General features: G+C 71.5%; 27 protein-coding genes. 14 read left to right on the forward strand and 13 right to left on the reverse strand.

Going from position 1 to position 26,277, the window contains the following annotated elements; translation table 11 throughout:
• The first annotated feature begins 151 nt into the window (after positions 1-151).
• The 4 genes from ACIBH1_RS05865 (at position 152) to era (ending at position 2,473) form a co-directional block, all read left to right on the forward strand.
• Positions 152-694 carry a hypothetical protein gene (locus ACIBH1_RS05865; RefSeq protein WP_397312438.1) on the forward strand — a complete coding sequence of 181 codons (543 nt, stop codon included), beginning with the start codon at positions 152-154 and terminating at the stop codon, positions 692-694.
• An 11-nt stretch (positions 695-705) separates the two neighbouring features.
• Positions 706-1,020: a cytidine deaminase gene (locus tag ACIBH1_RS05870; RefSeq protein ID WP_397312439.1), complete on the forward strand. Its 315-nt coding sequence runs from the start codon at positions 706-708 to the stop codon at positions 1,018-1,020.
• 85 nt (positions 1,021-1,105) lie between these two features.
• Complete coding sequence (locus ACIBH1_RS05875; protein WP_181607910.1) at positions 1,106-1,570, forward strand: NUDIX domain-containing protein; 465 nt, start codon at positions 1,106-1,108, stop codon at positions 1,568-1,570.
• Positions 1,571-2,473 (forward strand): GTPase Era, encoded by a 903-nt coding sequence (era, locus tag ACIBH1_RS05880; protein ID WP_397312440.1) that lies wholly within the window; start codon positions 1,571-1,573, stop codon positions 2,471-2,473. It begins immediately after the preceding gene.
• On the opposite strand, the gene ACIBH1_RS05885 is transcribed toward era, so the two are convergent.
• The 7 genes from ACIBH1_RS05885 to ACIBH1_RS05915 are packed head-to-tail and all read right to left on the reverse strand — an operon-like array spanning position 2,409 to position 7,272.
• Positions 2,409-2,867: a hypothetical protein gene (locus tag ACIBH1_RS05885; RefSeq protein WP_397312441.1), complete on the reverse strand. Its 459-nt coding sequence runs from the start codon at positions 2,865-2,867 to the stop codon at positions 2,409-2,411. The genes era and ACIBH1_RS05885 overlap by 65 nt on opposite strands.
• Before the next feature lie 9 nt (positions 2,868-2,876).
• Positions 2,877-3,635 carry an urease accessory protein UreD gene (locus ACIBH1_RS05890; RefSeq protein WP_397313087.1) on the reverse strand — a complete coding sequence of 253 codons (759 nt, stop codon included), beginning with the start codon at positions 3,633-3,635 and terminating at the stop codon, positions 2,877-2,879.
• Positions 3,636-3,637: 2 nt separating this feature from the next.
• Positions 3,638-4,330 (reverse strand): urease accessory protein UreG, encoded by a 693-nt coding sequence (ureG, locus tag ACIBH1_RS05895; protein WP_397312442.1) that lies wholly within the window; start codon positions 4,328-4,330, stop codon positions 3,638-3,640.
• A 12-nt stretch (positions 4,331-4,342) separates the two neighbouring features.
• A complete protein-coding gene (locus ACIBH1_RS05900) occupies positions 4,343-4,957 on the reverse strand; it encodes an urease accessory protein UreF (RefSeq protein WP_397312443.1) in 615 nt (204 codons plus the stop codon).
• A complete protein-coding gene (locus tag ACIBH1_RS05905; protein ID WP_397312444.1) occupies positions 4,957-6,654 on the reverse strand; it encodes an urease subunit alpha in 1,698 nt (565 codons plus the stop codon). The genes ACIBH1_RS05900 and ACIBH1_RS05905 overlap by 1 nt, the downstream gene beginning before the upstream one ends.
• Positions 6,647-6,973, reverse strand: coding sequence for an urease subunit beta (locus tag ACIBH1_RS05910; protein ID WP_397312445.1), 327 nt, complete (start codon positions 6,971-6,973; stop codon positions 6,647-6,649). Before ACIBH1_RS05910 ends, ACIBH1_RS05905 begins: the two co-directional genes overlap by 8 nt.
• Entirely contained in the window at positions 6,970-7,272 is a 303-nt protein-coding gene (locus ACIBH1_RS05915; protein WP_397312446.1) for an urease subunit gamma, read from the reverse strand. Before ACIBH1_RS05915 ends, ACIBH1_RS05910 begins: the two co-directional genes overlap by 4 nt.
• A gap of 181 nt (positions 7,273-7,453) precedes the next feature.
• On the opposite strand from ACIBH1_RS05915, the gene urtA reads away from it, so the two are divergent.
• From urtA to urtE, 5 genes are all read left to right on the forward strand, one after another.
• Complete coding sequence (gene urtA, locus ACIBH1_RS05920; RefSeq protein WP_397312447.1) at positions 7,454-8,653, forward strand: urea ABC transporter substrate-binding protein; 1,200 nt, start codon at positions 7,454-7,456, stop codon at positions 8,651-8,653.
• 70 nt (positions 8,654-8,723) lie between these two features.
• Positions 8,724-9,575, forward strand: coding sequence for an urea ABC transporter permease subunit UrtB (gene urtB / locus ACIBH1_RS05925; RefSeq protein ID WP_397312448.1), 852 nt, complete (start codon positions 8,724-8,726; stop codon positions 9,573-9,575).
• Positions 9,572-10,570 (forward strand): urea ABC transporter permease subunit UrtC, encoded by a 999-nt coding sequence (urtC, locus tag ACIBH1_RS05930; RefSeq protein WP_397312449.1) that lies wholly within the window; start codon positions 9,572-9,574, stop codon positions 10,568-10,570. The genes urtB and urtC overlap by 4 nt, the downstream gene beginning before the upstream one ends.
• Complete coding sequence (gene urtD, locus ACIBH1_RS05935) at positions 10,554-11,303, forward strand: urea ABC transporter ATP-binding protein UrtD (protein ID WP_397312450.1); 750 nt, start codon at positions 10,554-10,556, stop codon at positions 11,301-11,303. The genes urtC and urtD overlap by 17 nt, the downstream gene beginning before the upstream one ends.
• Positions 11,281-11,970, forward strand: a complete 690-nt coding sequence (urtE, locus tag ACIBH1_RS05940; RefSeq protein WP_397312451.1) for an urea ABC transporter ATP-binding subunit UrtE — start codon at positions 11,281-11,283, stop codon at positions 11,968-11,970. The genes urtD and urtE overlap by 23 nt, the downstream gene beginning before the upstream one ends.
• Positions 11,971-12,078: 108 nt before the next feature.
• On the opposite strand, the gene ACIBH1_RS05945 is transcribed toward urtE, so the two are convergent.
• Entirely contained in the window at positions 12,079-14,874 is a 2,796-nt protein-coding gene (locus tag ACIBH1_RS05945; protein ID WP_397312452.1) for a BTAD domain-containing putative transcriptional regulator, read from the reverse strand.
• Between the two features lie 91 nt (positions 14,875-14,965).
• On the opposite strand from ACIBH1_RS05945, the gene ACIBH1_RS05950 reads away from it, so the two are divergent.
• Together ACIBH1_RS05950 and ACIBH1_RS05955 are read left to right on the forward strand one after the other, a co-directional pair.
• The gene (locus tag ACIBH1_RS05950; RefSeq protein ID WP_397312453.1) at positions 14,966-15,589 is read left to right on the forward strand and encodes a hypothetical protein; all 624 of its coding nucleotides are present in this window, start codon (positions 14,966-14,968) and stop codon (positions 15,587-15,589) included.
• A 4-nt stretch (positions 15,590-15,593) separates the two neighbouring features.
• A complete protein-coding gene (locus ACIBH1_RS05955) occupies positions 15,594-18,974 on the forward strand; it encodes a protein kinase (protein ID WP_397312454.1) in 3,381 nt (1,126 codons plus the stop codon).
• Positions 18,975-18,980: 6 nt separating this feature from the next.
• Here ACIBH1_RS05955 and ACIBH1_RS05960 read toward each other — a convergent pair whose 3' ends face one another.
• Positions 18,981-19,226 carry a DUF2630 family protein gene (locus ACIBH1_RS05960; protein ID WP_397312455.1) on the reverse strand — a complete coding sequence of 82 codons (246 nt, stop codon included), beginning with the start codon at positions 19,224-19,226 and terminating at the stop codon, positions 18,981-18,983.
• 38 nt (positions 19,227-19,264) lie between these two features.
• Here ACIBH1_RS05960 and ACIBH1_RS05965 point away from each other — a divergent pair, with 38 nt between their 5' ends.
• Positions 19,265-19,480: a hypothetical protein gene (locus ACIBH1_RS05965; RefSeq protein WP_397312456.1), complete on the forward strand. Its 216-nt coding sequence runs from the start codon at positions 19,265-19,267 to the stop codon at positions 19,478-19,480.
• 99 nt (positions 19,481-19,579) lie between these two features.
• Here the strand turns inward: ACIBH1_RS05965 and ACIBH1_RS05970 are convergent, their stop codons facing one another.
• Positions 19,580-20,548, reverse strand: a complete 969-nt coding sequence (locus ACIBH1_RS05970; RefSeq protein WP_397312457.1) for a GNAT family N-acetyltransferase — start codon at positions 20,546-20,548, stop codon at positions 19,580-19,582.
• Positions 20,549-20,749: 201 nt separating this feature from the next.
• Here ACIBH1_RS05970 and leuA point away from each other — a divergent pair, with 201 nt between their 5' ends.
• Positions 20,750-22,456, forward strand: coding sequence for a 2-isopropylmalate synthase (gene leuA / locus ACIBH1_RS05975; protein ID WP_397312458.1), 1,707 nt, complete (start codon positions 20,750-20,752; stop codon positions 22,454-22,456).
• On the opposite strand, the gene ACIBH1_RS05980 is transcribed toward leuA, so the two are convergent.
• On the reverse strand, positions 22,437-23,486 hold the full coding sequence (locus ACIBH1_RS05980) for a P1 family peptidase (RefSeq protein ID WP_397312459.1): 1,050 nt from the start codon (positions 23,484-23,486) through the stop codon (positions 22,437-22,439). The two genes, leuA and ACIBH1_RS05980, sit on opposite strands and share 20 nt — an antisense overlap.
• A complete protein-coding gene (locus tag ACIBH1_RS05985) occupies positions 23,483-24,082 on the reverse strand; it encodes a TetR/AcrR family transcriptional regulator (RefSeq protein WP_397312460.1) in 600 nt (199 codons plus the stop codon). Before ACIBH1_RS05985 ends, ACIBH1_RS05980 begins: the two co-directional genes overlap by 4 nt.
• Before the next feature lie 88 nt (positions 24,083-24,170).
• Between ACIBH1_RS05985 and ACIBH1_RS05990 the strand changes: the two genes are divergently transcribed.
• On the forward strand, positions 24,171-25,499 hold the full coding sequence (locus ACIBH1_RS05990) for an APC family permease (RefSeq protein ID WP_397312461.1): 1,329 nt from the start codon (positions 24,171-24,173) through the stop codon (positions 25,497-25,499).
• Here the strand turns inward: ACIBH1_RS05990 and ACIBH1_RS05995 are convergent.
• On the reverse strand, positions 25,486-26,187 hold the full coding sequence (locus tag ACIBH1_RS05995; protein WP_397312462.1) for a TetR/AcrR family transcriptional regulator: 702 nt from the start codon (positions 26,185-26,187) through the stop codon (positions 25,486-25,488). The two genes, ACIBH1_RS05990 and ACIBH1_RS05995, sit on opposite strands and share 14 nt — an antisense overlap.
• Between the last annotated feature and the right edge of the window lie 90 nt (positions 26,188-26,277).

Raw genomic sequence — 26,277 nt, forward strand, 5'->3', positions numbered from 1 at the left:
TAAGCGTTTATTGGCGAGTGCGGTGGATTGCCTCTTTCGGCAGCTGGGCACATGGTTGATCGTGAATCGGGGACTTTGGAGCACACTCGCCTGCGCTGCGTTGCTTCTGGCGGGTTGTGCAAGCGGGGGCGGCCAGTACACCGACAGCGAGGTGCACCAGGAGCTCGTGCGCCTGCGTCAGATGCTCAACCGGAGCCCGGCACTGCCCGACGGCTTCTCCGACAAGGCCCAGCCGGCGTGGAAGCCGCCCTTCGCGGCGGGGAGCCGGGCCTGCCGGGCCGTGCTGCAGGCGACCTCGGGGCACGCGCCGCCGCGCGCGATCATGGCCCAGGCGGCCGTCACCTACGAAGGCGACCTGCTCGGCGAGCTGGCGGCGGTCGGGCTTGCGTCCTACACCGGCGGCGAGGCCGACTGGCACATGCGCGACCTGGGCAAGGCGCTCGACGGCTGCACGTCGCTGGCCTCCGGCTCCGGCACGTCGCTGCCGATGAAGGACCTGCCGCGGCCCGTGCTGGGCGACGGCATCGACGGCGCGGTGGCCAGGCAGGCCAGGGGCAGGCTCAACGGCTACCCGTACGCGCTGAACGTGATGCTGGTGCGCTCGGGCGACACGATCATCTCGATCGTGCACACCGGGCTGTCGAAGGTGGATTCGAGGCGGACCCAGCAGCTGGCGCGCTCCTTCCTCAAGTAATCTGGGCTCTCATGGATCCCGAAGACAGCAAGATCGTCACCCTGGCCCGCGCCACCCGCGCGCGCAACGCCTCCGCGCAGGGCGCGGCCGTGCGCGACGAGACCGGCCGCACCTACTCCGCCACCAACGTGGAGCTCGCGGCGCTGCGCCTGTCGGCCCTGCAGGTGGCGGTCGCCATGGCGGTCTCCAGCGGCGCCGAGTCGCTCGAGGCGGCGGCGCTGGTCAGCGACGGCGACGGGCCGAGCGCCGACGACGAGGCCGTCGTGCGCGAGCTGGGCGCCGAGACCTTGCTCGTGGCCGGACCCGACGGCGAGCTGCGGAGCTGACCCCGATGATCGACTGTCCGGCCTGCCCGAGCGGGAGTGACTGTCCGGCCTGCCCGAGCAGGAGCTGGAGCCGACGATGATGGCGATGTCTCCCTACCTGGCCGGCCTGCGCGCCGAGGTCGGCTCACGGCTGCTGCTGCTCCCGTCGGCCGCCGGGTTCGTCTTCGACGAGCACGGCAGGCTGCTGGTGGCCCGCCACGCCGACACCGGCCTCTGGGCGCCGCCCGGCGGCAGCATGGACCCCGACGAGAGCCCGGAGGACACCGTCGTGCGCGAGCTGGCCGAGGAGGTCGGCGTCGAGGCCGAGGTGCGCGGGCTGATCGGCGTGTACGGCGGGCCTGACTTCCGCACCGTCTACCCCAACGGCCACGAGTGCGCCTACGTCATCGCCGCGTACGGCTGCGCGGTGGTCGGAGGCACCCCGATGCCCGATCGTGACGAGATCCTCGAGGTCAGGTGGGCGGGCGAACACGAGGCGGCGGGCCTGCTGATGCCCGCCTGGACCACCCATGTGCTGCCCGCGGCCTTCAGCTGGTGGGACAATCATTAAGTGACCTCTGAACATCGAGCCGGATTCGCCTGTTTCGTCGGACGGCCCAACGTGGGCAAGTCCACGCTGATGAACGCCCTGGTCGGCCAGAAGGTGGCGATCACCTCCAACAAGCCGCAGACCACCAGGCGCGCCATCAGGGGCATCGTGCACCGGCCCGACGCCCAGCTGGTCATCGTCGACACCCCCGGCCTGCACCGCCCGCGCACGCTCCTCGGCGAGCGCCTCGACAGCCTGGTGCTGTCGACGCTCACCGAGGTCGACGTGATCGGCTTCTGCGTGCCCGCCAACGAGAAGGTGGGCAAGGGCGACCGCTTCATCGCCGACAAGCTCACCGCGGTCAAGAAGACCCCGGTGGTCGCCGTGGTCACCAAGTGCGACCTGGCCTCCCGCGAGCAGATCGCCGAGCAGTTGCTGGCCGTCTCGGAGCTGGGCGAGTTCGCCGACGTCGTGCCGGTCTCCGGGGTCTCGGGCGAGCAGCTCGACATCCTCGGCGACGTGCTGATCAAGCATCTGCCCGAGTCGCCGCCGCTCTACCCCGACGGTCAGCTCACCGACGAGCCCGAGCAGGTCCTGGTCGGCGAGCTGATCAGGGAGGCCGCGCTGGAGGGCGTGCGCGACGAGCTGCCGCACTCCATCGCGGTGGTGGTCGACGAGATGCTGCCCCGCGAGGGACGCGACGACCTGCTCGACATCTACGCCCACATGTTCGTCGAGCGGCCCTCGCAGAAGGCGATCGTGATCGGCCGCAAGGGCGAGCGGCTGCGCGAGGTCGGCACCACGGCGCGCAAGCAGATCGAGGCGCTGCTCGGCACCCGCGTCTACCTCGACCTGCGCATCAGCGTGGCGAAGGACTGGCAGCGCGACCCGAAGCAGCTGCGCCGGCTCGGTTTCTACGACTGATCGCCAGCACGGCGCAGAGCGTCGCGACCAGCGCGCCGCCCAGCGCGGCGTAGCAGCCGGGCTGGATCACCGTGCCGACCGTCAGCCAGTTGCCCAGCCGCAGGTCGACCGCGCCGGTGGCCTGCACCAGGTAGAGCACGACCAGCACCGCGGCCGCCAGCGCCGGCACGGCCGCGAGGCCCGTGAGCAGGCGGCGGCCCGCGTAGGCGCCGGTGGCGCCCAGGGCGATCACGATGATGCCGCAGATCAGGACGAGCAGCCCGAGGGGGTTCTCCAGGGCGCGCTCCTGGGCGAAGGAACCACTGATGATGGTCGTGCCCGCCTCGATGGCCACCCACGGCAGGGTGGAGCAGTAGACGAGCACCACACCCGCGACGACGACGAGCAAGGCCATGACCCCACCCTAGGTCGCCCGTGGCCCGGCAGCCAGGGCATGACACCGTGGCGCCCGCACCTGGGCGGCGCCCCAGTCGAGGCGCTCGCGCAACTCGACCGCGTCGGCGGCCAGGGCCTGGACCAGCGTTCCCGGCCCGGCCAGCGGCATCACGGCCACGCCGTCGGCCACCGCCCCCTCGCACGCCTGCGTCGTCAGCACACTGCCCACGCAGCGGGCGCCGCCCAGCACGGCGGGGGAGGAGGGGCCCATGCCGAGGTCCAGCTCCTGCCTGAGCAGCGGACGGCCGTCCACCGTGGCGTCGAAGCGGGTGACGCACCGCCCGCCCGCCTCGCCGTACCTGCCCATGACGATCTCCTCGCGCCACCACACGCGCGCGTCGCCCTCCAGCGACAGCCGTACGGCCATGCGGTGGTCGCAGCCGTCGGCCAGGACGGTCGGTTCCGGGGCGAAGCGCAGCGACGCGCCGGCGCCGACGTGCGCCGTGACCGTCATGGACGACGGGCCGTCGCCCGGCAGGACCAGCGTGGAGGCGATCGAGCCGACCTCCAGCGTCGTGCCGGGGGCCACGCGCACGTCGAGTTCGAGCTCGTCGCCCCCGAGCGGTCCCGCCGCGGTGGAGACCAGGTGGACGGTGACCGGGCCGGTCTGGCGCAGGGTGAGCGGCGGGCTGGAGCGCAGGACGGTGAGGGCGGTCCGGCCCGCGGAGAGTGTCGTGGCGATCTGCGCCCGCGCCCGCATCGCCCGCCGCGCCGCGACCGCGGCCATGCTCACGCGTGCACCGGGTGCTCGTGTTCGTGGTCGTGCCCGTGCTCGTGGGACCACTCGTGGAGCTGCGCGGTGACCCACGCGGCCACCTCGGCCGCCCCCTCGGTCCTGACCGAGGTGAACAACACCGGCTTGCCCTGCCGTACGGCGGCCGCGTCGCGGTCCATGACACCCAGGTCGGCGCCGACCATCGGCGCCAGGTCCGTCTTGTTGACCACCAGCAGGTCGGCGGAGGTGACGCCGGGTCCGCCCTTGCGCGGCACCTTGTCGCCGCCCGACACGTCGAGCACGAAGATCTGCCGGTCGACCAGGCCCCGGCTGAAAGTGGCGGTCAGGTTGTCGCCGCCGCTCTCGACGATCACCAGGTCGAGCGGCCCGAAGCGCTCCTCCAGGGTCTCCACGGCGTCCACGTTGGCCGCGATGTCGTCGCGGATGGCGGTGTGCGGGCAGCAGCCGGTCTCGACGGCCAGGATGCGCTCCGGGTCGAGCACCCCGGCCCTGCGCAGGAAGTCGGCGTCCTCGGTGGTGTAGATGTCGTTGGTGACCACGCCCAGCCGCAGCGAGCCGCCCAGGGCGCGGCACAACGCCGCGGTCAGGGCGGTCTTGCCGCTCCCGACCGGCCCGCCGATGCCCAGGCGCAGGGCCCGGCCGTGGCCGTCGGGAGCGTGGTGGACGTCGTCGTGTACTGCGCCCATGGTGGAGTCCTTTCAGGAGACGAACAGCCGGACGGGGCTGCGGCGGTGCCGCTCGGCGAGCAGGTCGAGCAGCGGGGCCGAGGCGGCGGGCAGCCCGTCGGGTGAGGGGAAGTCGAGGGTGGCCAGGACCCGGTGGACCGCCACCGGGTCGAGGCCGAGCAGCCGCACCGCGGCCGTGGCCGGGCCGGTGACCGCGTGGTAGGCGGCCGCGGCGCCGGCCTCTGACGGGGTGGCGCCCACCACGGCGGCCGTCACGCCCAGGGCGATCGGGTGGTGGGGGCTGGGGAGCAGGCCGGCCAGTTCCTCCAGGGAGGGGGAGGGCCAGATGCGCCTGGCCACCCGCAGCAGCAGCCGCCCCTGGGTCCTGGCCGCCTCCCGCTGGGCGGGGGCGGCCGTCCTGGCGTCGAGTTCGGCGTCGAGCTCGACCGGGTCGTGCCCGGCGCACGCCTGAGCGGCGAAGCCCGCGGCGATCGCGCCCGCCGTCCTGAGCCGCCCGGCGAGGAACGCCTCCAGACTGGCCAGGTCGTGGACCAGGCGCTCCTTGACGGCTTGCTCCATGCCGCCGGAGTGGGCGTGGGAGCCGGCCGGCAGGCGGGAGTCGGTGAGCAGGAGAAGGCCGGGCGTCATCAGAACAGGAAGTAGCGCTGGGCCAGGGGCAGCACCGTGGCGGGCGAGGGCTCGACGAGTTCGCCGTCGATGCGCACCTCGAACGTGTCGGGGGCGACCTCGATCCTGGGCATGGCGTCGTTGAGCGGCATGGTGGCCTTGCCGCGCCGCCGTACGTCGGCCACGGGCGCCAGGCGGCGGCGCACGGCGAGCCGGTCGGCCAGGCCCGACTCCAGCGCGAGCGGCGCGACGAAGTGCAGCGAGGTGGCCGCGGGCGTGACCCCGAACGCGCCGAACATCGGCCGGGGCAGGACCGGCTGAGGCGTCGGGATGGAGGCGTTGGCGTCGCCCATCTGGGCCCAGGCCACCACGCCGCCCTTGAGCACGAGGTCGGGCTTGACCCCGAAGAAGGCCGGGTCCCAGAGCACCAGGTCGGCCAGCTTGCCCTGCTCGACCGAGCCGACCTCGGCCTCCAGGCCGTGGGCGATCGCCGGGCAGATCGTGTACTTGGCGACGAAGCGGCGGGCCCGCAGGTTGTCGGCCACCCGGCCGAAACGCCGCTCCATGACGTGGGCGGTCTGCCAGGTGCGGATGATCGTCTCGCCGACGCGTCCCATGGCCTGGGAGTCGGAGCCGATCATGGAGATCGCGCCCAGGTCGTGGAGCACGTCCTCGGCGGCCATGGTCGAGGGCCTGATGCGCGACTCGGCGAAGGCCAGGTCCTCGGGGATCGAGGGGTTGAGGTGGTGGCAGACCATCAGCATGTCGAGGTGCTCGTCGAGCGTGTTGACGGTGTGCGGGCGGGTCGGGTTCGTCGACGACGGCAGGATGTTGCCGTAGGAGGCCACCCGGATGATGTCGGGAGCGTGCCCGCCTCCGGCGCCCTCGGTGTGGTAGGCGTGGATCATCCGGTCGCCGATGGCCTTGAGCGTCGACTCGACGAATCCGGCCTCGTTGAGCGTGTCGGTGTGGATGGTGACCTGCACGCCGGTGGCGTCGGCGACGGCCAGGCAGGCGTCGATGGCGGCCGGGGTGGTGCCCCAGTCCTCGTGCAGCTTGAAGCCGGAGGCGCCGGCGCGCAGTTGCTCCAGCAGGCCCTCGGAGCTGACCGTGTTGCCCTTGCCGAGCAGGGCGAAGTTGAGCGGGAAGGCGTCGAGCGACTCCAGCATGCGGCCCAGGTACCACGACGGGGTGACGGTGGTGGCCTTGGTGCCGTCGACCGGCCCCGTGCCGCCGCCGATGATCGTGGTGATGCCGGAGGCGATCGCGGTGTCGAGGACCTGCGGGCAGATCAGGTGCACGTGCGAGTCGATGCCGCCCGCGGTGAGGATCTTGCCGTTGCCGCCGAGGATCTCGGTCGACGGGCCGATGACGATGTCGACGCCGTCCATGGTGTCGGGGTTGCCGGCCTTGCCGACGGCGGTGATCCGGCCGTCGGTCACGGCGACGTCGGCCTTGATCACGCCCCAGTGGTCGAGGATGACCGCGCCCGTGATGACCAGGTCGGGAGCGCCCTCCGCGCGGGTGGTGCGGGCCTGGCCCATCGACTCGCGGATCACCTTGCCGCCGCCGAAGACGACCTCGTCGCCGGCGCCTGCCGGGCCCATGGAGCGGTCCTCGGTGACCTCGATGAACAGATCGGTGTCGGCCAGGCGGATCCTGTCGCCCACGGTGGGGCCGTAGAGGGCGGCGTAGCGCGCGCGGGAGATCTCAGGCATCGGGTGCTCCTCGGTCGAGCGGGCCGGCCCACTCGGGGCGCAGTCCTGGCACGATCCGGTTGCCGGCCAGCGGCACCAGGGTGACGTCGCGCTCCACGCCGGGCTCGAAGCGCACCGCCGTACCGGCGGGGACGTCGAGCCGGTGACCCCAGGCGGCCTTGCGGTCGAAGGACAGGCCGGGGTTGACGGCGGCGAAGTGGTAGTGGGAGCCGACCTGGATCGGGCGGTCGGCGGTGTTGACGACGCGCAGCGTGACGCGCGGGCGGCCGGGGTTCAGCTCGACGGCCTCGCCGGGCACGACGTACTCGCCGGGGATCATGGGATCGGCCGGTGGACGGTGACGAGCTTGGTGCCGTCGGGGAAGGTGGCCTCGATCTGGACCGACTCCAGCATCTCCGGCACCCCCTCCATGACGTCGTCACGGGCGAGCACCTCGCGGCCCGACTGCATGAGCTCGGCCACGGTGCGGCCGTCCCGGGCGCCCTCCATCAGGAAGGACGCGATGATCGCGGTGGCCTCCGGGTAGTTGAGCTGGAGGCCTCTGGCCCGGCGCTCGCGTGCGACCCCGGCGGCGACGTGGATGAGCAGGCGCTCCTGCTCGTGAGGGGTAAGCCGCATGCCCGGACCCTAGGGACGGGGCATTTCGACGGTGTTGCCGACGGATGTCGCGCCGGTTTCCCCGGATTGTCCTCGTGTCATGAACGAGCGGTGAAGTCCGGGCAATCCGCAATTAACTCTCGCGATCTTCAGGCGAAATCCCCGCCGTTCACGCTGCTTGCGAAACGAGAGGGGTATACCAATGCGACTGTCCAATGCCCTGTTGGCGACAGCCCTGATGGTCGCCGCCGCGGGATGCGGATCCGCCGGCTCCGCCGAGAGCGGTGACATCAAGGTCGGCATCCTGCACTCCCTCAGCGGGACGATGGCCATCAGCGAGGTCACCGTGCGCGACGCCGAGCTGCTGGCCATCGAGGAGATCAACGCCGCGGGCGGCGTGCTGGGCAAGAAGCTCGTGCCCGTGGTGGAGGACGGCGCCTCCGACTGGCCCACCTTCGCCGAGAAGGCCACCAAGCTCATCCGCCAGGACAAGGTCGCCACCGTCTTCGGTGGCTGGACCAGCGCCAGCCGCAAGGCCATGCTCCCGGTCTTCGAGCGCAACAAGGCGCTGCTGTGGTACCCGGTGCAGTACGAGGGGCTGGAGGCCTCGCCGTACATCTTCTACACCGGCGCGACCACCAACCAGCAGATCATCCCCGGCCTCGACTACCTCAAGGAGCAGGGCAAGAAGAAGATCTTCCTGGTGGGCAGCGACTACGTCTTCCCGCGCACCGCCAACAAGATCATCAAGGCGTACGCCACGGCCAACGGCATGGAGGTACTCGGCGAGGAGTACACCCCTCTGGGCCACACCGAATACTCCACGCTCGTCAACAAGGTCGCCCAGGCCAAGCCCGACGCCGTCTTCAACACCCTGAACGGCGACAGCAACGTGGCCTTCTTCAAGCAGTTCAAGAGCGCGGGCCTGACCGCGGAGGCGATGCCGGTCCTGTCGGTGAGCGTCGCCGAGGAGGAGGTCACCGGCATCGGCGTCGACAACATCGCCGGCCACCCGGTGGCGTGGAACTACTACCAGACCACCGCGACCCCCGCCAACGAGAAGTTCGTCGCCGCGTTCAAGGCCAAGTACGGCGCGCAGAAGGTGACCAGCGACCCGATGGAGGCCGGCTACAACGCCGTCTACCTGTGGGCCGAGGCGGTCAAGAAGGCCGGCACCACCGAGGTCGAGGCCGTCAAGAAGGCCGCGGGCGGCATCGCGCTCGAGCGCCCCGAGGGCCTGGTGACCATCGACGGCGAGAACCAGCACATGTACAAGACCGCCCGCATCGGGATCATCCAGACCGACGGGCTGATCAAGGAGGTCTGGAACTCCGGCCAGCCCATCAAGCCCGACCCCTACCTCAAGGGTTACCCCTGGGCCGGCGGCCTGACCGCGGGCTGACCGGGCTGACCGGGCGCGCCGGGCCGCCGACGAGACGGCGGCCCGGACCGACCTAGCTGAAAGGACGGCCTTGGAAGCCTTCGTCAACCAGCTGCCGATCGGCCTGTCGATCGGCGCCGTGCTCCTGCTCATCGCCCTGGGCCTGACCTTCACCTTCGGGCAGATGGGCGTCATCAACATGGCGCACGGCGAGTTCATCATGGCGGGTGCCTACACCGCCTTCCTCCTGCCCGGTCTCTTCGTGCCCTCGCTCTTCGCCGCCTTCCTCGTGGCAGGGGCGATGGGCCTGGTCCTGGAGCGGCTGGCCATCCGGCACTTCTACGGCAGGCCGCTCGACACGCTGCTGCTCACCTGGGGCGTCAGCCTGGTGCTGCAGCAGCTCGCCCGCGACCTGTTCGGCGCCCCGAACGTGCAGGTAAAGGCGCCCGACTGGCTCGCCGGCGGCATCGGCATCCTGCCGTACAACCGCCTGTTCATCATGGGGCTGGCCATCGCCAGCGTCGTGGGCGTCTGGCTCTACCTGGTCAGGACCAAGCACGGCCGCCGCATGCGCGCCGTCATGCAGAACAGAAGGCTCGCGGCCACCAGCGGCATCGACACCGGCCGCGTCGACATGCTGACCTTCTTCATCGGCTCCGGGCTGGCGGGCATCGCCGGGGTGGCGCTCACGCTCGTCGGACCGGTCGGGCCCTCGCTGGGCACCTACTACATCGTCGACGCCTTCCTCGTCGTGGTCGCGGGCGGGCTCGGCCAGCTGCGAGGCGCGGTCCTGGCGGCGGCGGGGCTCGGGCTGCTCAACTCCTACGCCGAGTTCTGGTCGGACGCGAGCCTGGCCAAGGTCATCGTGTTCGCCGCCGTCATCGCGTTCCTGCAGTTCCGGCCGCAGGGCCTGTTCACCGTCAGATCGCGAGCCCTGTCATGAAAAAGGCGATCTATCCGATCATCGTCGGCCTGCTGGTCGTCGCCGCGCCGTTCCTCATGGACGCCTTCCGGCTCAACCTGCTGGCCAAATACCTCTGCTTCGCCATCGTCGCCCTCGGCATCGGCCTGGCCTGGGGCCAAGGCGGCATGCTCACCCTCGGCCAGGGCGTCTTCTTCGGCCTGGGCGGCTACTCGATGGCCATGTACCTCAAACTCCAGGAAGGCGGCCTGCCCGACTTCATGGTCTGGAGCGGCGTGGAGAAACTACCCGCCCTGTGGGCGCCCTTCGCCAACCCCGTCTTCGCCCTCGCGACGGCGATCCTCGGGCCCATGCTCCTGGCCACCCTGCTCGGCCTGCTGGTCTTCCGCCAGCGGGTACGCGGCGCCTACTTCGCCATCCTCACCCAGGCACTGGCCGCCGCCCTGGTCATCCTGCTCGTCGGCCAGCAGGGCCTGACCGGCGGCACCAACGGCATGACCAACTTCTACGACCTGTTCGCCTGGGACCTGGCCGAGGACTCCACGCAGCGCGGGCTCTACTTCGTGGTCGCCGTCGTGCTCGCCCTGCTCTACCTGGGCGCGCGGCAACTGGTCAAGAGCAGGTACGGCAGGCTGCTGGTGGCGGTGCGCGACGGCGAGGACCGGGTGCGCTTCCTCGGCTACGACCCGGCCACCGTCAAGACCGTCACCTTCGCGATCTCGGCGGGCATGGCTGGCCTGGCAGGAGCGCTGTTCGTGCCCGTCGTCGGGATCATCTCGCCCGCCCTGCTCGGCGTCGTCCCGTCGCTCGAACTGGTCGTCGCCGTCGCCGTGGGCGGGCGGTACGCGCTCGCCGGAGCCGTCCTGGGCGCGGTCGTCATGGGATACGCCAAGACCGCCTTCAGCGAGCAGTTCGCCGACGGCTGGCTCTACCTGCAAGGGGCGCTGTTCATCCTGGTGATGACCCTCGCCCCGAAGGGGATCATGGGGGTGATCAAGCGTGCTCGAACTGCGTGACATCCAGGTCGACTTCGACGGCTTCAAGGCCCTCGGCGGCGTCGATCTCACCGTCGCCGAAGGGGAGCTGCGCTTCCTCATCGGGCCCAACGGCGCCGGCAAGACCACACTCATCGACGTCATCACCGGCCTGACCAGGCCCACCTCCGGCACGGTCACCTTCGACGGCCACAACCTCGTCGGCCGCAAGGAACACCACATCGTCAGGCTCGGCGTCGGCCGCACCTTCCAGACCGCCGTGGTCTTCGAGGAACTCACCGTCCTGGAGAACCTCGACCTGGCCGCCAGCTTTCGCAAGCCGCTGTGGAGCCTGATGAAACAGCGCAAGGGCGTCACCGAGGCCGTCGAGGAGGCCCTGTCCAGGACCGGCCTCGAAGAACTCGCCGAACGTTCGGCCGGCGTTCTCTCCCACGGCCAGCGCCAGTGGCTCGAGATCGGCATGCTGCTGGCCCAGAGGCCCCGGATGTTGTTGCTGGACGAGCCGGTCGCCGGCATGTCGCGCGAAGAGCGCGAACGCACCGGCGAACTGCTCACCGGCATCGCCAGGGACCACACCGTCATCGTCGTGGAGCACGACATGGAGTTCCTGCGACGCTACGCCTCGCAGGTCACCGTGCTCCACGAGGGCACGGTGCTCACGGAGGGGTCGGTCGACCAGGTGCGGGCCGACCCACGCGTCCAGGAGGTCTACCTCGGGAGGAGGGCCAGTGATGCTGTCGGTACAGGATCTTGAGTCGGGGTACGGCAGGGCTCGCGTGCTGTTCGGAGTCTCGCTGACGGTCGAACCCGGCGAGCTCGTCTGCGTCATGGGACGCAACGGCGTCGGCAAGACCACCCTCCTCGACACCGTGATGGGCGTCCTGCCGGTCACCTCCGGCACCGTCACCTTCGACGGGCGCGACATCACCCGCCTCAAACCGCACGAGAGGGTACGGCTCGGCATCGCCTACGTGCCCCAGGGGCACGACACCTTCCCGCAACTGTCGGTCCTGGGGAACCTGCAGGTGACCCTGGAGGCGTCGAAGGGCTCGCCGTCGGCCCTCGACGAGGCGCTCGACGTCTTCCCGGCGCTCAGGCCGCTGCTCAAACGGCAGGCAGGCTACCTGTCCGGCGGCCAGCAGCAGCAGCTCGCCATCGCGCGTGCACTGGTCACCCGGCCGAGGATGCTCATCCTGGACGAGCCGACCGAGGGCATCCAGCCGTCGATCATCATCGAGATCGAGGAGGCCATCGAACGGCTGCACGGGTCGGGGCTGTCGGTGCTGCTGGTGGAGCAGTACGTGGACATCGCACTGCGGCTGGCCGACCGGTTTGTCATCCTCGACGCCGGCCGCGTCGTACGCGAGGGCGAGGCCCGCGAACTACGCGGCGCGGAGGTCCAGCACCTCCTGGCCGTCTGAGGCGCGGCCGCTCGCGGGCCCGGGCGCACGCCGGCCGGGCCTGTGCCGCCGCTTTGCCGCCTCCGCCGCCTCCGCCCGTCTGCCGTCCGCGCGGCCGGGCGCGGCGGGTCAGGTCGGGAGCGCCGCGAGTTCCCGGCGCGCCTCCTCGGCCAGCTCGCGAGCCCGTTCCGCGTCGCCCTCGCCGCGGTTTACCTCGGCCAGGACGAGCAGAGCGTGCGCGCCGAGCAACCGGTCACCCAGCCGGATCGCCAGGCCGCGCGCCTCCTGCGCTGCCTGGCGGGCCAGCGCCACCTCCCCCTGGCCCAGCCGTACCGCCGCCAACTCCAGCAACGTGTCGGCCTGCTGGTGACGCTCGCCCAGGTCGGCGAACCGTGCCCGCGCCTCGGTGAGCCGCCCAGCCGCCTCGTCGAGCCGGGCACGTGCCTGCGCACGACGCTCCCCGGCCTCATCCCGCAGACCTCGCACCTCCGCGCGGAACCCCTCGGTCTCGTCCCGTCGGCCCAGTGCCTGGGCGCGGCGGAGCTCGCCCTCGTGCCGTCGGCCGTGTGCCTCCGCGCGGCGTCCCTCGGCCTTATCCCGCCCGCCGTGTGCCTCGGCGCGGCGTGCCTCGGCCTCTTCGCGGTGGGCTGCCCGGTGGGCGGTCACGCCGAGCGTGTGGAGGGTGCTCGCGTGGTCGCGCGGGTCGCCGTCCGAGGTCAGGCAGCGAGTGAGGGTCCGGTGCGCCTCGTCGAGCCTGCCCTGCTCCAGCTGGACCCGGCCCAGCCGCCGCCACACGGGCGCGGTGTCGATGCCCGCGCGCAGGGCCAGGCCCAGGCTGAGCCGTAGCGTGTCGTGCGCCTGCTGCCACCGGCCCTCGGCCGCGTGCAGGTCGGCCAGGTCGCGGAGTGCCTGCGCCTCGCCCTTACCCGCCAGCCGGGCCGACTCGACGGCGACCTGGGCGACGGCGCGCCAGTCTTCGAGGAGGCGGTGCCGCTGCAGGAAGGGCGTGAGCAGGTGGGCCAGGCGGCGGCAGGCGTCGTGCAGGCCCGCCCTGCTCAGGTCGCCGACCAGGGCGACCAGGAAGCCGCGCTCGGCCGTCAGCCACTCGACCGACTGGCGGATGTCGCGGGTGGCGTGCAGGGCGGCGGGATCGCCGGAGACGATGGTGAAGCGCGACAGGCGCACCCTGGCCATGACCTGGTCGCTCAGCTCGCGCAGCACGTCGCGCTCGCCCAGGCGCTCGCGGGCGAACAACCTCGTCAGGCTGTGCAGGCGGTATCGCAGCTGGCCGGCGGCGTCGATGCCGTGCGGGTCGAGCAGGCCCGCGTCGACGAGGGCGTCGGCCGAGCTTCCGACGAGCCACTCGCCGAAGTCGGGCGCCGAGAGCGCGCCCAGGCGGCACAGGGCCCGCTGGGCGGGCTCGGGCAGGCCGTCGTAGCCGAGGGCGAGCACGCTGCGCACGGTCAGGTCGCCGGCGTGCAGGCGGTCGAGGCGCAGGCGCTCGTCGTCGAGCAGGCCGGCCAGGTAGGCGGGGCTCCAGTCGGGGCGCGCGGCCAGCCGCGAACCGGCGATGCGCAGCGCGAGCGGCAACCCGCCGCAGTAGTCGACCAGCCGGCCGAGCGCCGCCCCCGAGCCCCCGTCGCCCGGGGCCGAGGGGCCGGCGACCGCTTCGGTGGGTCCGCCTGCTGTTCGCGTCCTTACGGGCGGGCTGGGGGCGTTGGTGGCGAGGGCGGTGAGGAGGGTGGCCGAGTCTGCGGGGTCGAGGAGGCCGACCGCCACGCGCCTGGCCTCCGTCAGCCCCGCGAGCGTCGAGCGGCTGGTGACGACGGTGGGCGCGGCCGTGAGCAGCGGCCGTACCTCCGCCTCCGAGGTGGCGTTGTCGAGCACCACCAGCACCCGCCGGTTGGCCGCGTACGTCCGCAGCACCTGCTCGCGCCGCGCCACGTCGGCGGGGACGGCGCGCGCCGGGCAGCCCAGCCAGCGCAGGAAGTCCTCGAGCACCGAGGCCGTGCCGCCGGTGCGCAGGTCGGCGTAGAGGATCCCGTCGGGGAAGCGTTCCCTGGCGCGCCAGGCCGCGTGCACGGCCAGGGCCGACTTGCCCACCCCGGCGGGCCCGTGGACGACGACCTGTTCCCCGATCACGCGGTCGACGAGCTCCTCGCGCCCGGTGAAGTGGGCCACGTCGCGCGGCAGCAGGAGCGGAGGTCCGGCGGCGACGTGGAGCGAGACGTCGTCGTGCAGCATCCGGTAGTGCAGCAGCTGCAGCTCGGAGTCGGGCTCGATGGCGTGTTCGGCGTCGAGCCCGTCGCGTAAGCGGGTGTAGGCGTCGAGCGCCTCGGCGCGGCGCCCGCTGCGGTAGAGAGCCAGCATGTGCAGCCCGCGAAAGCGCTGCCACAGGGGGTACTCCCCGACCAGCCCGCGCAGCTCGGACAGGGACTCGCGGTGGCGGCTGGCGTTGAGCTCGGCCTCGATGCGCCGCTCCAGGGCCAGCAGCCGCAGCTCCTCGAGTTCCTCGCGCAGCCGCCTGGTCTGCGTCCATCGCTCGCCGCCGGGGTCGACGTCTTCGAGTGCTGGGCCCCGCCACAACGCGAGAGCCTGGGCGTGGTCGCCGCGTTCGACCAGGCGGCGGAAGCGGTCGGCGTCGAGTTGCTCCTCCCTGATGGCCAGGGTGTAGGTGCCGGAGACGGTGGTGATCACGTCCTTGCCGAGCAGCCGGCGCAGCTGGCCGATGTAGCCGCGCACCAGGGAGTCGGAGCGCTCGCCGTCCTCGCGCGGCCACAGCAGGCGGCGCAGTTGTTCCACGTTCAGCGGCCGCCGGGCGTTGAGGACGAACATGGTCAGCAGGTCCCGATGTTTGGGCGCCGTCGGGGTGCGGTCGACGTCGCCGTCGCGCACCTCCAGCCTGCCCATGATCAGGAAGTCCACAAGTCCCAAGGATCGCATACCCGCGGGCCTTTCAAGCTGGGTGCTTGAGGAGTGCAATCGCCGTGCAAGAGCCGCCGCCTACCTTCGCCTCATGACGAAGAGACTCCTGCTCGGCGCGGCGGCCACTGCGGCCACGGCCGCCCTTCTGCTTCAGCCCGCGGCCGCGCAGGCCGCCGCACCCAAGCCGGTCACCGTGTCCGGCAAGCTGTTCAAGGCGTGGGTGGCCGGCGACGAGGCCAAGGCGCACAAGTACGGCTCGCCGTCGGCCGTGAAGACCCTGTTCGCCTACCCGTATCGCACGCCTGACGTGGGCCCGAAGTGTTATGGCAAGGTCTGCGACTTCGCCCACACCAGCGTGACCGTGCCCGGTGCGCTCAACGGCATCCGGATGATCGTCTCGGGCTCGAAGGTGGTCAAGGTCTACACCTCGCGCCATCTGACCAAGCCGTCGCACGCCGCCAAGTGGCTCTACAAGGCCTATCTGGCCAACGACAAGAACGCGGCCATGGAGGTGGCGTCCTTCAAGGCCATCACGCAGCAGTTCAAGGCCAAGTACCAGCCCGGCGACCAGATCCACCAGTTCATGGGGTGCGAGAAGGAGCCCAAGGGCTACATCTGCCACTGGTACTACGAGGGCGGCGCGGCCAACATGCACGTGCGTGGCAGCAAGATCCGCGGTTACTACGTCGACCACATCACGTATGTGGCTGACTAGGTGAATGACTCCTCTGACTGCTTCTGACCCTCGGTGTCTGGGTCGTTACACGCTTGCCGGACGGCTGGGCGCGGGTGGTCAGGGGGTGGTCTACGAGGCCTACGGCGAGGCGGGGGAACGGGTCGCCATCAAGGTGCCCAGGGCGGCAGACCGTGCCGCGCTGGGCAGGGAGGCCGCGGCGGCCCGGCGGGTGGCGGCCTTCTGCACGGCACGCGTCATCGAGGTCGACGAGGCGGTGCCGTACATCGTCAGCGAGTTCGTGCCTGGCCTGAGCCTGCGCGAGGTGGGCCGGCTGGAGGGGGAGGGGCCGCACCGGCTGGCGATCGGCGTGGCGACCGCGCTGACGGCGATCCACGGGGCGGGGATCGTGCACCGGGACCTGAAGCCCGACAACATCATCCTGGGTCCCGACGGGCCCCGGGTGATCGACTTCGGGGTGGCGCGGGAGGCGGGGCCGACCACGAGCGGCCCGTTGCTCGGGACGCCGTCGTACATGGCGCCCGAGGTGCTCGCGGGTCGTTCCGCGACGGCGGCGGCGGACGTCTGGGCGTGGGGGCTGGTCGTCCTGTTCGCCGCGACCGGCGAGGACGCGATCGACGGGGCGCTGGGGGCGCTGGAGTTCACGCCGTCGCTGGAGTGCGTGGACGGGGCTTTACGCGGGCTGGTGGGGCGGGCGCTGGCCCGCGACCCCGGAGACCGGCCAGCCGCGGCCGAACTGCTGCTGGCCCTGGTCGGCGAAACCGCAGGGAACGGCACGAGCGCCGGGAACGGCACGAGCGCCGCGAGCGCCGGGAACGGCATGAGCGCCCAGGGCGGCAAGCACGCCGAGTTGCTGGCCGAGGGTGGGAGGGCGGCGGCGACGCTGGCCGGGCCCGCCTCGCCGGACCTGGGCGAGATCGCCGAGGAGTTGTTCGAGCAGCTCGACGAGGGCGAGCGCGCCTCGGCGGCCGAGGTGTTCCTGCGGCTGGTCGACCGCGAGGCGCACGCCGACGAGCTGGCCGGGCACGGCACGCTGGTGGAGCTGTACGCCGCCGCGGGGCTCGTGCACGCCACCGGATCGGCCTTCGCCCTGGCCCAGCCCGCCCTGGTCCAAGCCTGGCCGAGGATGCGTCAGTGGGTGGCCGACAACCGCGAGGGCCTGCCCGTCCACCGGAGCCTGGCCGCGGCGGCGCGCGACTGGGACCGTCACGGCCGCAAGCCGGGCGACCTGCTGCACGGCTCCAGCCTGGACCGCACGATGCGCTGGGCCGCCACGGAACGGCGCGATCTGACCCTGCGGGGCGTGGAGCGCGAGTTCCTGGAGGCGGGCGCGCGCCAGATCCGGCGCCAGTCGCGCAGGCGGGGCGCGCTGGCGGCCACGCTCGCCGTCCTGCTGCTGGCGGCGCTCGGCGCGGTCTGGCTGGCCGAGTCGCGCAGGGCCACCGTCGACCGCCAGCGTGACGACGCGCTGGCCAAGTCGCTCGCCCAGCGCGCCGCCGACCTGCGCGAGCGCGAACCCGAGGTGGCGATGTTGCTGGGCGTCGCCTCGTGGAGGCTGGCCCCCGGCCTGCCCGAGCCCAGGGGAGCGTTGTACGGCTCGCTGGCGCAGCGGTTCACCGACTTCTTCAGCGACCCGGGCGCCGAGCCGGGGGCGGTGTACGCCACGAACCTCGACGGCAGGCTCATGGTCGCCGTGCACGGCGGCCGCGCCCGGATCTGGGATGTGCGCACCCACCGGCAGGCGGGCGAGCTCATCGGGGTCGGATCCGGCGTCGTGCGGGCCGCGATCAGCCCCGACGGCAGCACGATCGCGCTCCAGGACGACCGGGGCGTGCGGTTGTGGGACACGCGGACCGGGACCGCCGGTCCTCGTTTCGCCACGGGCGGTTCCGAGTCGGTCTACCGCCTGGAGTTCGACCCGGCCGGGAGGCTGCTGGACGTGCCCGACGGCCATGACCGCCACCGCTGGTGGAGCGTCCCGGAGGGAAAGCGGGTCAGGCCGGGCTACCAGGCGGTGAGCGCCGACGGCCGGATCGGGGTGCGGTGGTCAGGGAAGGCCGCCAGGATCGAGGTCGTCGACCTGAAGTCGGGCAGGCCGCTGGCGCTCCCCGCGGGCGCGACGAGATTCTCCGTGGACGACGTGGCCCTCAGCCGCGACGGGCGGCATCTCGTCTACGTCGAGGCCGCCCTGAACTCGGGAGACCGCGACGTGGCGACGGTCGATCTCACCACGGGCGACCTCCGCACGGCGTTCGTGCCGGGCGGGGCGGCCCGCTCGCTCGCCTTCGGCCCCGGCGACCGGTTGCTGGCGCACTGGGGCCTCGACGGCCACCTCGTGGTGCAGCGGCAGGCCGACGGCGCACGCCTGCTGGAGACCCGCCTGCCCACGCTGGCGGCGGCCCGCTTCGACCTGGCCGACCAGGTGCTGAGGCTCGACGGCGGCGACGGCACGGTCCGCACGCTCGATCTGCGGTCGCTGGTTGACGAGCCGCTGGTGATGTCGGGCGAGACGCCGGGCGTTGCCGTCCTGTCGCCGGGCGGGCGCACGCTGGCCACCTACGTCGACAGGCGGCTGCGGTTCTGGGAGAACGGGCGCCAGGTCGGCTCCACCGTGACCGTCGGCGACCCGGAACAGCAGGGCGCCATCGCGTTCGACCCGGCGGGCGGGCGGCTGGCCCTCGGCACGTCGGGGGGCGAGGGCGCGCAGGTGCGGCTGTACGAGGTGCCGTCGGGCAGGCTGCTGTCCACCCTCGCGGTGCGCTCGCCGAAGGCGACCCTCGTCACCGACCTGGCCTTCAGCCCGGCTGGTGACAAGCTCGTCGTCCTTCCCGGCGCCGAGCTGCTGCCCGCCGAGGTCCACGACCTGCGCGGCGGGCGGAGCACGATCGTCACCGAGACGGACGGCGCGCAGATCGTGCTGTTCGCGCCAGACGGCCGCTTCGTCCCCGACGGCGGCCGAGGCGCGCTCAGCCCCGACGGCGCGACGATCGCCACGGTCAGCGTCGACCGCATCGTGCTCGCGGACGCGGTCACCGGCAGGCACCTCGCGGACCTGCCCTCCTTCCAGGACGACCCGCCGCGCTTCCTGCGGTGGTCGCCCGACGGCAGGACGATCGTGTCGTACGGCATCGGCGACCGGATCCGGCTGTGGGACGTGGCCACCAGGCAGGCGGTCGGCACCCTCTTCGAAGGCCTGCAGGATTACGGCCCCGTCGAGCGCGGCGGCCTGGTGTTCGCGCATGACGGGAGAACCCTCTACAGCGCCACCCCGAACGGCGTGGTGCGCGCCCACCCTCTGGACGAGCGGACGGTGGCGCGCCAGGTCTGCGCCCGCGCGGGCCGCAGCCTCACCGCGGCCGAGTGGGCACGGTATCTGCCGGAGGTGGAGCCGTTCGGCCTGTGCTGAGCGCGCCTACTGGCGGTAGTTCTCCACCTGCCCGGGGGGACGCACGCCCGCGGCGTCGGGATCCTCTCCGGCCGAGCGGCGGGCGCGACGCTGGCGCAGCAGGTCCCAGCACTGGTCGAGGGCGACTTCCAGCTCCCTGACGCGGGTGTTCTCCTCGTCGGAGCCGAGCGTGCCCTCCGACAGCTTGGTGCGCAGCTCGTGCTCCTCGGAGACCAGCTGCTTGATCCGGCTCAGAATCTCGTTGTCCTGCATGATCCTGACTGTACCGACGCGGTGATAGAAAGCCTTCTATGGCAGGTATTGCACTGGTCAGGGAACCGGGCCCGAGGATCGCCGAGGGCATCGTCACCCACCTCGAACGGGAGCCGGTCGACGCGGGCCTGGCCGCCGAGCAGCACCGTGCCTACGTGCGGGCGCTGGAGCCCTGGCCGGGCTGGGCCTGGACACCACGACGATCGAGGAACCGGGCGCGCACGTGGTGCCGCTGGGCGGCGGCACGGTGCTGATGGCCGCCTCGGCGCCGCGGACCGCTGAGCTTCTCGGGAGCCGGGGACTCACCGCGGTCACGGTGGACATCTCGGAGTTCGAGAAGCTCGAGGGCTGCGTCACCTGTCTGTCAGTACTACTTGCCACGTAGCCCACTGGTCGAGCGGCCGGAATCCCATGGCGTGGTTGATGGCCAGCATGTGCTCGTTGGAGTCGGCGTTCCAGGTGAGGACCTTGTCGAGCGACGGGTCGGTCTCGTGCATCCAGCGGGCGTTGGCCAGCTTGACCAGCAGTCCGAGCCGCTTGCCCCGGTGCGCGCGCAGCACTGCGGTGTCCTGCTGCTTGGCCCAGCCGCCGTGGTCCTCGTCGACCACGACGACGGTGAACGCGGCCGGTTCGCCGGTGGCGGTGTGGGTGGCCGTGGTGATGTAGGAGGTCACGCCCTTGGCGTGCAGCCGCTGCTGGAACTCCTGGTAGCGGGCGGGGGTCCAGCGGGTGGCGGCGAAGTCGATCTCGCCGGTGGGGATGTCGTCCATGCCCTCCATCAGCGTCACCAGCGCGGGCAGCAGGTCCTCGGGGGCGGGCCACGGCAGGTGGGCGACGGTGTAGCCGGAGGCGTGCCCGGCGGCCTCCCGCTCCAGCCCGGCCAGGCTCTCCCAGTCGGCGCCGGCCAGGTCGAGCACGCTCCTGGTCTCCGGCAGCGCGGGGGTGCCGCCCATGACGGCCGAGAACTTCTCGCCCGGCAGGCCTGCGGGCGTCTCCCAGACCACGGTGGTGCGGCCCAGCGCCCTGGCCCGGCCGATCGCGTGCTCGAACAGGGCGCGGCCGATGCCCTCGCGCTGCCGGGCGGGATCGACCGCCAGCGGGCCGATCGAGCTGAAGTGAAGGTTCTCGGCCATCGGGGCGCGCAGGCTGTACCAGCCGGAGAGATCGGGTGTGACCCACGCCTCACGCACGTCCGTGGACGGCGGGTCGCCCACCATGAGTCCCAGCATCTTCTCGCTCAGCAGCGGACCGGAAAAGCCCTGGTGGGAGCGGACGTAGACGTCGTACATGGCGGGCAGGTCGGCGGGCTCAAAAGGTCGCATCGCGTCAGTCAACCATGTGACAAGCCTTCTCAGCATCTGAGATACGGTCCGGGGCTCCGCGAGACGTCTGGTAGCGTCGTTGACATGCTGCGCGGGCTGCTTCTTCTTAGCCGCCGCGGCGGGGGCCTGTAAGAGGCCGGCTCCCTCGCCGCGGTGCCGCTCCTGCGCGTCGGCCGTTCTTTTTCCCTGAAAGAAGGACCGATGACTTCTCAGCAGCCCAGCGGTATGCCCATTCATCGTTACCCGGCCTACGAGCCGGTACGTCTGACCGACCGCACCTGGCCCGACAAGGTGATCACCAAGGCGCCCCGGTGGTGCGCGGTCGACCTGCGTGACGGCAACCAGGCTCTGATCGACCCGATGGACTCCCACCGCAAGCTGCAGATGTTCGAGCTGCTGGTACGCATGGGCTACAAGGAGATCGAGGTTGGTTTCCCCGCGGCGTCGCAGACCGACTTCGACTTCATCCGCAAGATCATCGAAGAGGGGCGCGTCCCCGACGACGTGGTCATCCAGGTGCTGACCCAGGCGCGGCCCGAGCTGATCGAGCGCACCTTCGAGTCGATCCAGGGCGCCAGGCAGGCCATCGTGCACCTGTACAACTCCACCTCGACGCTGCAGCGCCGGGTGGTCTTCGGGCAGGACCGCGAGGGCATCACGGCGATCGCCGTCGAGGGCGCCAAGCTCTGCAAGAAGCTGGCCGACGCCTCCGACGTCGACGTGTACTTCCAGTACTCTCCCGAGTCCTTCACCGGCACCGAGCTCGACTACGCCGTCGAGGTCTGCGACGCGGTCAACGAGGTCTGGCAGCCCACCCCCGACCGCAAGGTGATCATCAACCTGCCCGCCACGGTCGAGATGGCCACGCCCAACATCTACGCCGACCAGATCGAGTGGATGCACCGCAACCTGCGCCACCGCGACTCGATCATCCTGTCGCTGCACCCCCACAACGACCGCGGCACCGCGGTGGCCGCCGCGGAGCTGGGCTACCAGGCGGGCGCCGACCGCATCGAGGGCTGCCTGTTCGGCAACGGCGAGCGCACCGGCAACGTCTGCCTGGTGACCCTGGGCATGAACCTGTTCACCCAGGGCGTCGACCCCGAGATCGACTTCAGTGACATCGACGAGATCCGTCGCATCACCGAATACTGCAACCAGCTGCCCGTGCACCCGCGCCACCCGTGGGGCGGCGAGCTGGTCTACACCGCCTTCTCCGGCTCCCACCAGGACGCCATCAAGAAGGGCTTCGAGCACCTGGAGAAGGACGCCGAGGCGGCGGGAGTCCCGGTCGACCGGTACACCTGGGCCGTGCCGTACCTCCCCGTCGACCCCAAGGACATCGGCCGCACCTACGAGGCCGTCATCCGGGTCAACAGCCAGTCGGGCAAGGGCGGGGTCGCCTACATCATGAAGGCCGACCACCAGCTCGACCTGCCGCGCCGGCTGCAGATCGAGTTCTCCAAGGTCGTCCAGCAGCGCACCGACGACCAGGGCGGCGAGGTCACCGCGGCGCAGATGTGGGAGATCTTCACCGACGAGTACCTCCCCAACCCGGCCAACCGCTGGGGCAGGCTGGGGCTGATGGCCCACCGCAACGCCTCGACGGTCGACGAGAAGGACAAGATCAGCGCCGACATCCGCCTCGACGGCGAGATCCGCGAGGTCGAGGGCGCCGGCAACGGCCCGATCTCGGCCTTCATCGACGCCATCGCCTCGCTGGGCATCCAGGCGCGGGTCCTCGACTACGTCGAGCACGCCCTGAGCGCCGGTTCCGACGCCAAGGCCGCCTCCTACGTGGAGGCCGAGGTCGACGGCCAGGTCCTGTGGGGTGTCGGCATCGACGCCAACACCACCACCGCCTCGCTCAAGGCGATCATCTCCGCGGTCAACCGCGCATCGCGCTGAGCAACCGATCCACCGGCAGGCCGGGCACGCGGTGCCCGGCCCGTCCCTCCATGGCCCGACCGGCCACCAGAGCGTTCAACACGGCCTCCTCCACGGCCTGCACGACCGCCTCATAAAAGGGGTCGAGCCATCCCCACGGCACGAAGACGATCTTTTCGTACGGCGCGGCGCCGACCGGAAACCCACTGGTCAGCGCCCCGGGGTTGGCAGTGGAGAACGCGAGGAAGACGTCGCCGGAGAAGTGCGACCCGCTGGTCCCCGTGCGGGCCAGTCCGAGCGGCACCCGCCTGGCCAGGGCCGTGCACTGCCCGGGCAGCAGCGGCGCGTCGGTGGCCAGCACGACGATGATCGATCCGGCCCCCGAGTCGAAGGGGTCGTCGTCGAGCAGGGCGGGGCCCACGTGCCTGCCCAGCACGGTCAGCTCGCGGCGCGAGCCGAAGTTCGCCTGGACGAACGCGCCGACCGTGTAGGAGTCGTCGCCGTGCCTGACAATGCGCGAGGCCGTGCCGCTGCCGGCCTTGAAGCCGTAGCAGTTCATGCCGGTGCCGCCGCCGACCGAGCCCTCGGCGACCGGGCCGGGGCGGGCGGCGTCGATGGCCGCGACGGCGTGGGCGGGCTTGACGTGGTCGCCGTTGATGTCGTTGAGGTAGCCGTCCCAGGTCTCGGCGACCACCGGCAGCAACCATTCGTGGGCGCCCTCGGGCCGCTCCCTGGCCACCCATTCGATCACTCCGCGGTGGCAGGAGCCGACGGCGTGGGTGTTGGTGATCGTGACCGGCAGGGCCAGGGCGCCCGTCTCGCTGATCCAGGTGGTTCCGGTCATCTCGCCGTTGCCGTTGAGCGAGAACCAGCCGGCCGCGCAGGGCCGCGCGAGGTCCGCGCGTGACCTGGGCAGGATCGCGGTGACGCCGGTCCTGACGTCGGCGCCCTCGATCAGCGTGGTGTAGCCGACCTCGACGCCGGGGACGTCGGTGATCGCGTTGCCGGGGCCGGTCACCCCGGGCAGGGGGAGGATGTCGCGTGCCCTCACAGGTCGACTCCCGTCATGGTCGAGGCGTACGCGCGGATCTGCCTGGCCGCCTCGTCGGGGGAGACGGTCGGCACGGCCATGGTGGCGTGCAGGCCGTAGCCGTCCTCGAGGGCGACGAGGTTGCGCGCGATCATGGTCGCATCCTGGCGGAGCACGAAGGCGCCCGAGGCGCTACCCGCTTCCAGCACGGCCACGTAGATGCCCACCTGCCTTTCGTAGAGCCTGATGTACTCGGCGGCGCACCCGGGATCGCGCCTGGCGATCGCGCCCAGTTCGTAGAGCAGGATGCACAGCTCGTCGCGCGGATCGTCGGGCAGCCCGCTGTCGATCATCGCCCGCAGCCGGGCGACCGGGTCGGGCTCGGCCCGCACGGCCTCCTCGCGCGCGGTGCAGAACCGCTGGACCGCCTCCCTGTGCACCTCGCGCAGCAGTTCGGTCAGGCCGGGGAAGTAGTAGAGCACCGAGCCGGAGGACATGCCCGCCGCGTCGGAGACGTCGCGCAGGCGCAGCCCGAGCAGGCCGCGCTCGACCACGCTGCGCCGGGCGGCGGCGATCAGATGGGCGCGGCGTTCGTGCGCGCGATTGGGTCTGGCCATAGTTATCTGAACACCATTCAAAGCTATTGACGGGGTCTACGTCGAGTTCTTTGATGCTTGTTAAAAGAACTAGACGTGGAGGCTCTCGATGGCCCTGCGACGTGGTTTACGCGCCTTCGGCACCCTGCTCATCGTCCTGTCCGCGATCACCCCCGCCTCGTCGGTCTTCATCATCGCCCCCGGCGTCATCCGCCAGGCGGGCACCGGCGCCTTCTGGAGTTACGTGCTGGCCGCGGTGGTCGGCGTGTTCATGGCCTTCGTCTACGCCGAGCTCTCCTCCGCCTACCCGCTGACCGGCGGGGAGTACACCATCATCGGGCGCACCCTCGGCCGGCTGCCCGGCTTCATGGCGCTCGTCCTGGTGCTGGTCACCCAGCTGCTCATCCTCGCCGTGATCGCCCTGGGCGTCGGCATCTACCTCGGTGCGCTGCTGCCGGGACTGCACGGCCCGACGATCGCCGCCGTCACCGTGCTGGTGTCGATGGCGCTGGCCGTCCTCGACATCAAGGTCAACGCCGTCGTCACCGGGATCTTCCTGGCCGTGGAGATGCTCGCCCTCGTCGTGGTCACCTGGCTGGGCCTGGCCAACCTCGCGCGGCCGTTCGGCGACCTGCTCGTCAGCCCGGTCGCCGCCGACGGCTCCGCCGTCTCGTTCGGGATGATCGCCATCGCCACCGCCGTCGCGATCTTCTCCTACAACGGGTACGGCTCGGCCGTCTACTTCGGCGAGGAGACCCACGAGCCGAGGCGCGACATCGCCAGGGTGATCCTCTGGGCGCTGGTCATCACCGTCGCCTCCGAGCTGATCCCGATCACCGCGGCCCTGCTGTCGGCCACCGACCTGGGCGGCGACGTGATGCTGGAGTTCGTGGCCCTGCGCGGCGGCGAGACGGTGACGACCCTGGTCAGCCTGGGCATCGCGCTGGCCATCGTCAACGCGGTGCTGGCCATCATGCTGCTGTGCGCGCGCCTGGTCTTCAGCAGTGCCCGCGACGCCACGTGGACCCGTGGCGCCAACCGGGCGCTGTCGAGCGTGCATCCGCGGTTCGGCACCCCGTGGGTCGCCACGATCGCCGCCGGCGTGGTCAGCGCCGCCTTCTGCTTCGTGCCGCTGCAGTTCCTGCTCGTGGTCACCGGGACCTCGCTGGTGGTGCTCTACGCCGCCCTGTGCGTGGCGGTGATCGCCGGGCGGCGCAACGGCAGCACCTCGCGCGGCGCCTACCGCATGCCGCTGTACCCGCTCGCGCCGCTGGCCGGGCTGGCGGCTCTGGCCTACGTGCTGTACGCCAACGCCATCGACCCGGTGTTCGGCCGGCCCAGCCTGTACGTCACCGCGGGCATCCTGGCCGTGGCCGCGCTGCTCTACGCCACCCTCATCGGGCGCGGGTGGAGCATCGGCGACGTCAGCGAGGACTGAGCCCGAGGTAGGCGGCCATCGACAGGGCGCCGTGTTCGAAGGTGGCCGCCCGCTTCTCGACGATGTTGTTGTACATGCCGAACAGCTCGAAGCTGACCGCGCCGTAGAGCCAGGTCCAGGCGTGCAGCCCGCGCAGCGCCACCTCGGGGTCGACGTCGGAGAAGATCGTCTCGCGCAGCTTCTCGGCGTCGGAGAAGGCGCCGACGGGGGCGTCGGTGGGCGGGGGGACCTGGATCCGGCCGGCCCGCGAGGCCTCCGACAGCAGGCGCGAGAAGCGGATCCCGTCGCGCGCGGCGGGGTCGACGGTGTCCTGCGGCGCCTGGTAGCCGGGCACCGGGGTGCCGTGGATCAGCGCGTATTCGTGCGGGTGCGCCAGCGCCCAGCCGCGCACCGCCCGGCACATGGCCAGCCACCGGCCCGCGTAGTCGTCGCTAGGGGCGGCGTCGTCGGCGTCCTCGACGGCCTGGCCGACCGCGTTGTACGCGTCGATGATCAGCGCTGTCAGCAGGTCGTCCTTGGTCGGGAAGTAGCGGTGGATGGCGCTCGACACCATGCCCATCTCCCGCGCGACGGCGCGCAACGACAACCCTCCGGCGCCGTCGGTTTCCAGGTGCCGCCGGGCGATGTCGGTGATCTCCCTGGTCAGCTCGGCTCTGACTCGTTCTCTCGCGGTACGGCCTGCGCTCATGTCCACACCGTAGCAGAGCGGTGAGAAGAAAAGAGAGCACCGCTCTTGACGTTCGTTGCTCTTTTGCGAGAGCATTGCTCTCAGAAGGGA

The sequence above is a fragment of the Nonomuraea sp. NPDC050663 genome (genome assembly GCF_044456985.1).
Classification (GTDB): domain Bacteria; phylum Actinomycetota; class Actinomycetes; order Streptosporangiales; family Streptosporangiaceae; genus Nonomuraea.

Bases quoted from the DNA above. Each gene is read 5' to 3' on its own strand.
- ACIBH1_RS05990 (WP_397312461.1), top strand. From the start codon at position 24,171: ATGGCCCTGCGACGTGGTTTACGCGCCTTCGGCACCCTGCTCATCGTC.
- ACIBH1_RS05870 (WP_397312439.1), top strand. From the start codon at position 706: ATGGATCCCGAAGACAGCAAGATCGTCACCCTGGCCCGCGCCACCCGC.
- urtE (WP_397312451.1), top strand. From the start codon at position 11,281: ATGCTGTCGGTACAGGATCTTGAGTCGGGGTACGGCAGGGCTCGCGTG.
- ACIBH1_RS05915 (WP_397312446.1), bottom strand. From the start codon at position 7,272: ATGCGGCTTACCCCTCACGAGCAGGAGCGCCTGCTCATCCACGTCGCC.
- ACIBH1_RS05985 (WP_397312460.1), bottom strand. From the start codon at position 24,082: ATGGCCAGACCCAATCGCGCGCACGAACGCCGCGCCCATCTGATCGCC.
- ACIBH1_RS05905 (WP_397312444.1), bottom strand. From the start codon at position 6,654: ATGCCTGAGATCTCCCGCGCGCGCTACGCCGCCCTCTACGGCCCCACC.
- ACIBH1_RS05955 (WP_397312454.1), top strand. From the start codon at position 15,594: ATGACTCCTCTGACTGCTTCTGACCCTCGGTGTCTGGGTCGTTACACG.
- ureG (WP_397312442.1), bottom strand. From the start codon at position 4,330: ATGGGCGCAGTACACGACGACGTCCACCACGCTCCCGACGGCCACGGC.
- urtC (WP_397312449.1), top strand. From the start codon at position 9,572: ATGAAAAAGGCGATCTATCCGATCATCGTCGGCCTGCTGGTCGTCGCC.
- ACIBH1_RS05950 (WP_397312453.1), top strand. From the start codon at position 14,966: ATGACGAAGAGACTCCTGCTCGGCGCGGCGGCCACTGCGGCCACGGCC.
- ACIBH1_RS05960 (WP_397312455.1), bottom strand. From the start codon at position 19,226: ATGCAGGACAACGAGATTCTGAGCCGGATCAAGCAGCTGGTCTCCGAG.
- urtA (WP_397312447.1), top strand. From the start codon at position 7,454: ATGCGACTGTCCAATGCCCTGTTGGCGACAGCCCTGATGGTCGCCGCC.
- ACIBH1_RS05970 (WP_397312457.1), bottom strand. From the start codon at position 20,548: ATGCGACCTTTTGAGCCCGCCGACCTGCCCGCCATGTACGACGTCTAC.
- ACIBH1_RS05910 (WP_397312445.1), bottom strand. From the start codon at position 6,973: ATGATCCCCGGCGAGTACGTCGTGCCCGGCGAGGCCGTCGAGCTGAAC.
- leuA (WP_397312458.1), top strand. From the start codon at position 20,750: ATGACTTCTCAGCAGCCCAGCGGTATGCCCATTCATCGTTACCCGGCC.
- ACIBH1_RS05900 (WP_397312443.1), bottom strand. From the start codon at position 4,957: ATGACGCCCGGCCTTCTCCTGCTCACCGACTCCCGCCTGCCGGCCGGC.
- ACIBH1_RS05995 (WP_397312462.1), bottom strand. From the start codon at position 26,187: ATGAGCGCAGGCCGTACCGCGAGAGAACGAGTCAGAGCCGAGCTGACC.
- ACIBH1_RS05875 (WP_181607910.1), top strand. From the start codon at position 1,106: ATGTCTCCCTACCTGGCCGGCCTGCGCGCCGAGGTCGGCTCACGGCTG.
- ACIBH1_RS05885 (WP_397312441.1), bottom strand. From the start codon at position 2,867: ATGGCCTTGCTCGTCGTCGTCGCGGGTGTGGTGCTCGTCTACTGCTCC.
- ACIBH1_RS05890 (WP_397313087.1), bottom strand. From the start codon at position 3,635: ATGGCCGCGGTCGCGGCGCGGCGGGCGATGCGGGCGCGGGCGCAGATC.
- ACIBH1_RS05965 (WP_397312456.1), top strand. From the start codon at position 19,265: ATGGCAGGTATTGCACTGGTCAGGGAACCGGGCCCGAGGATCGCCGAG.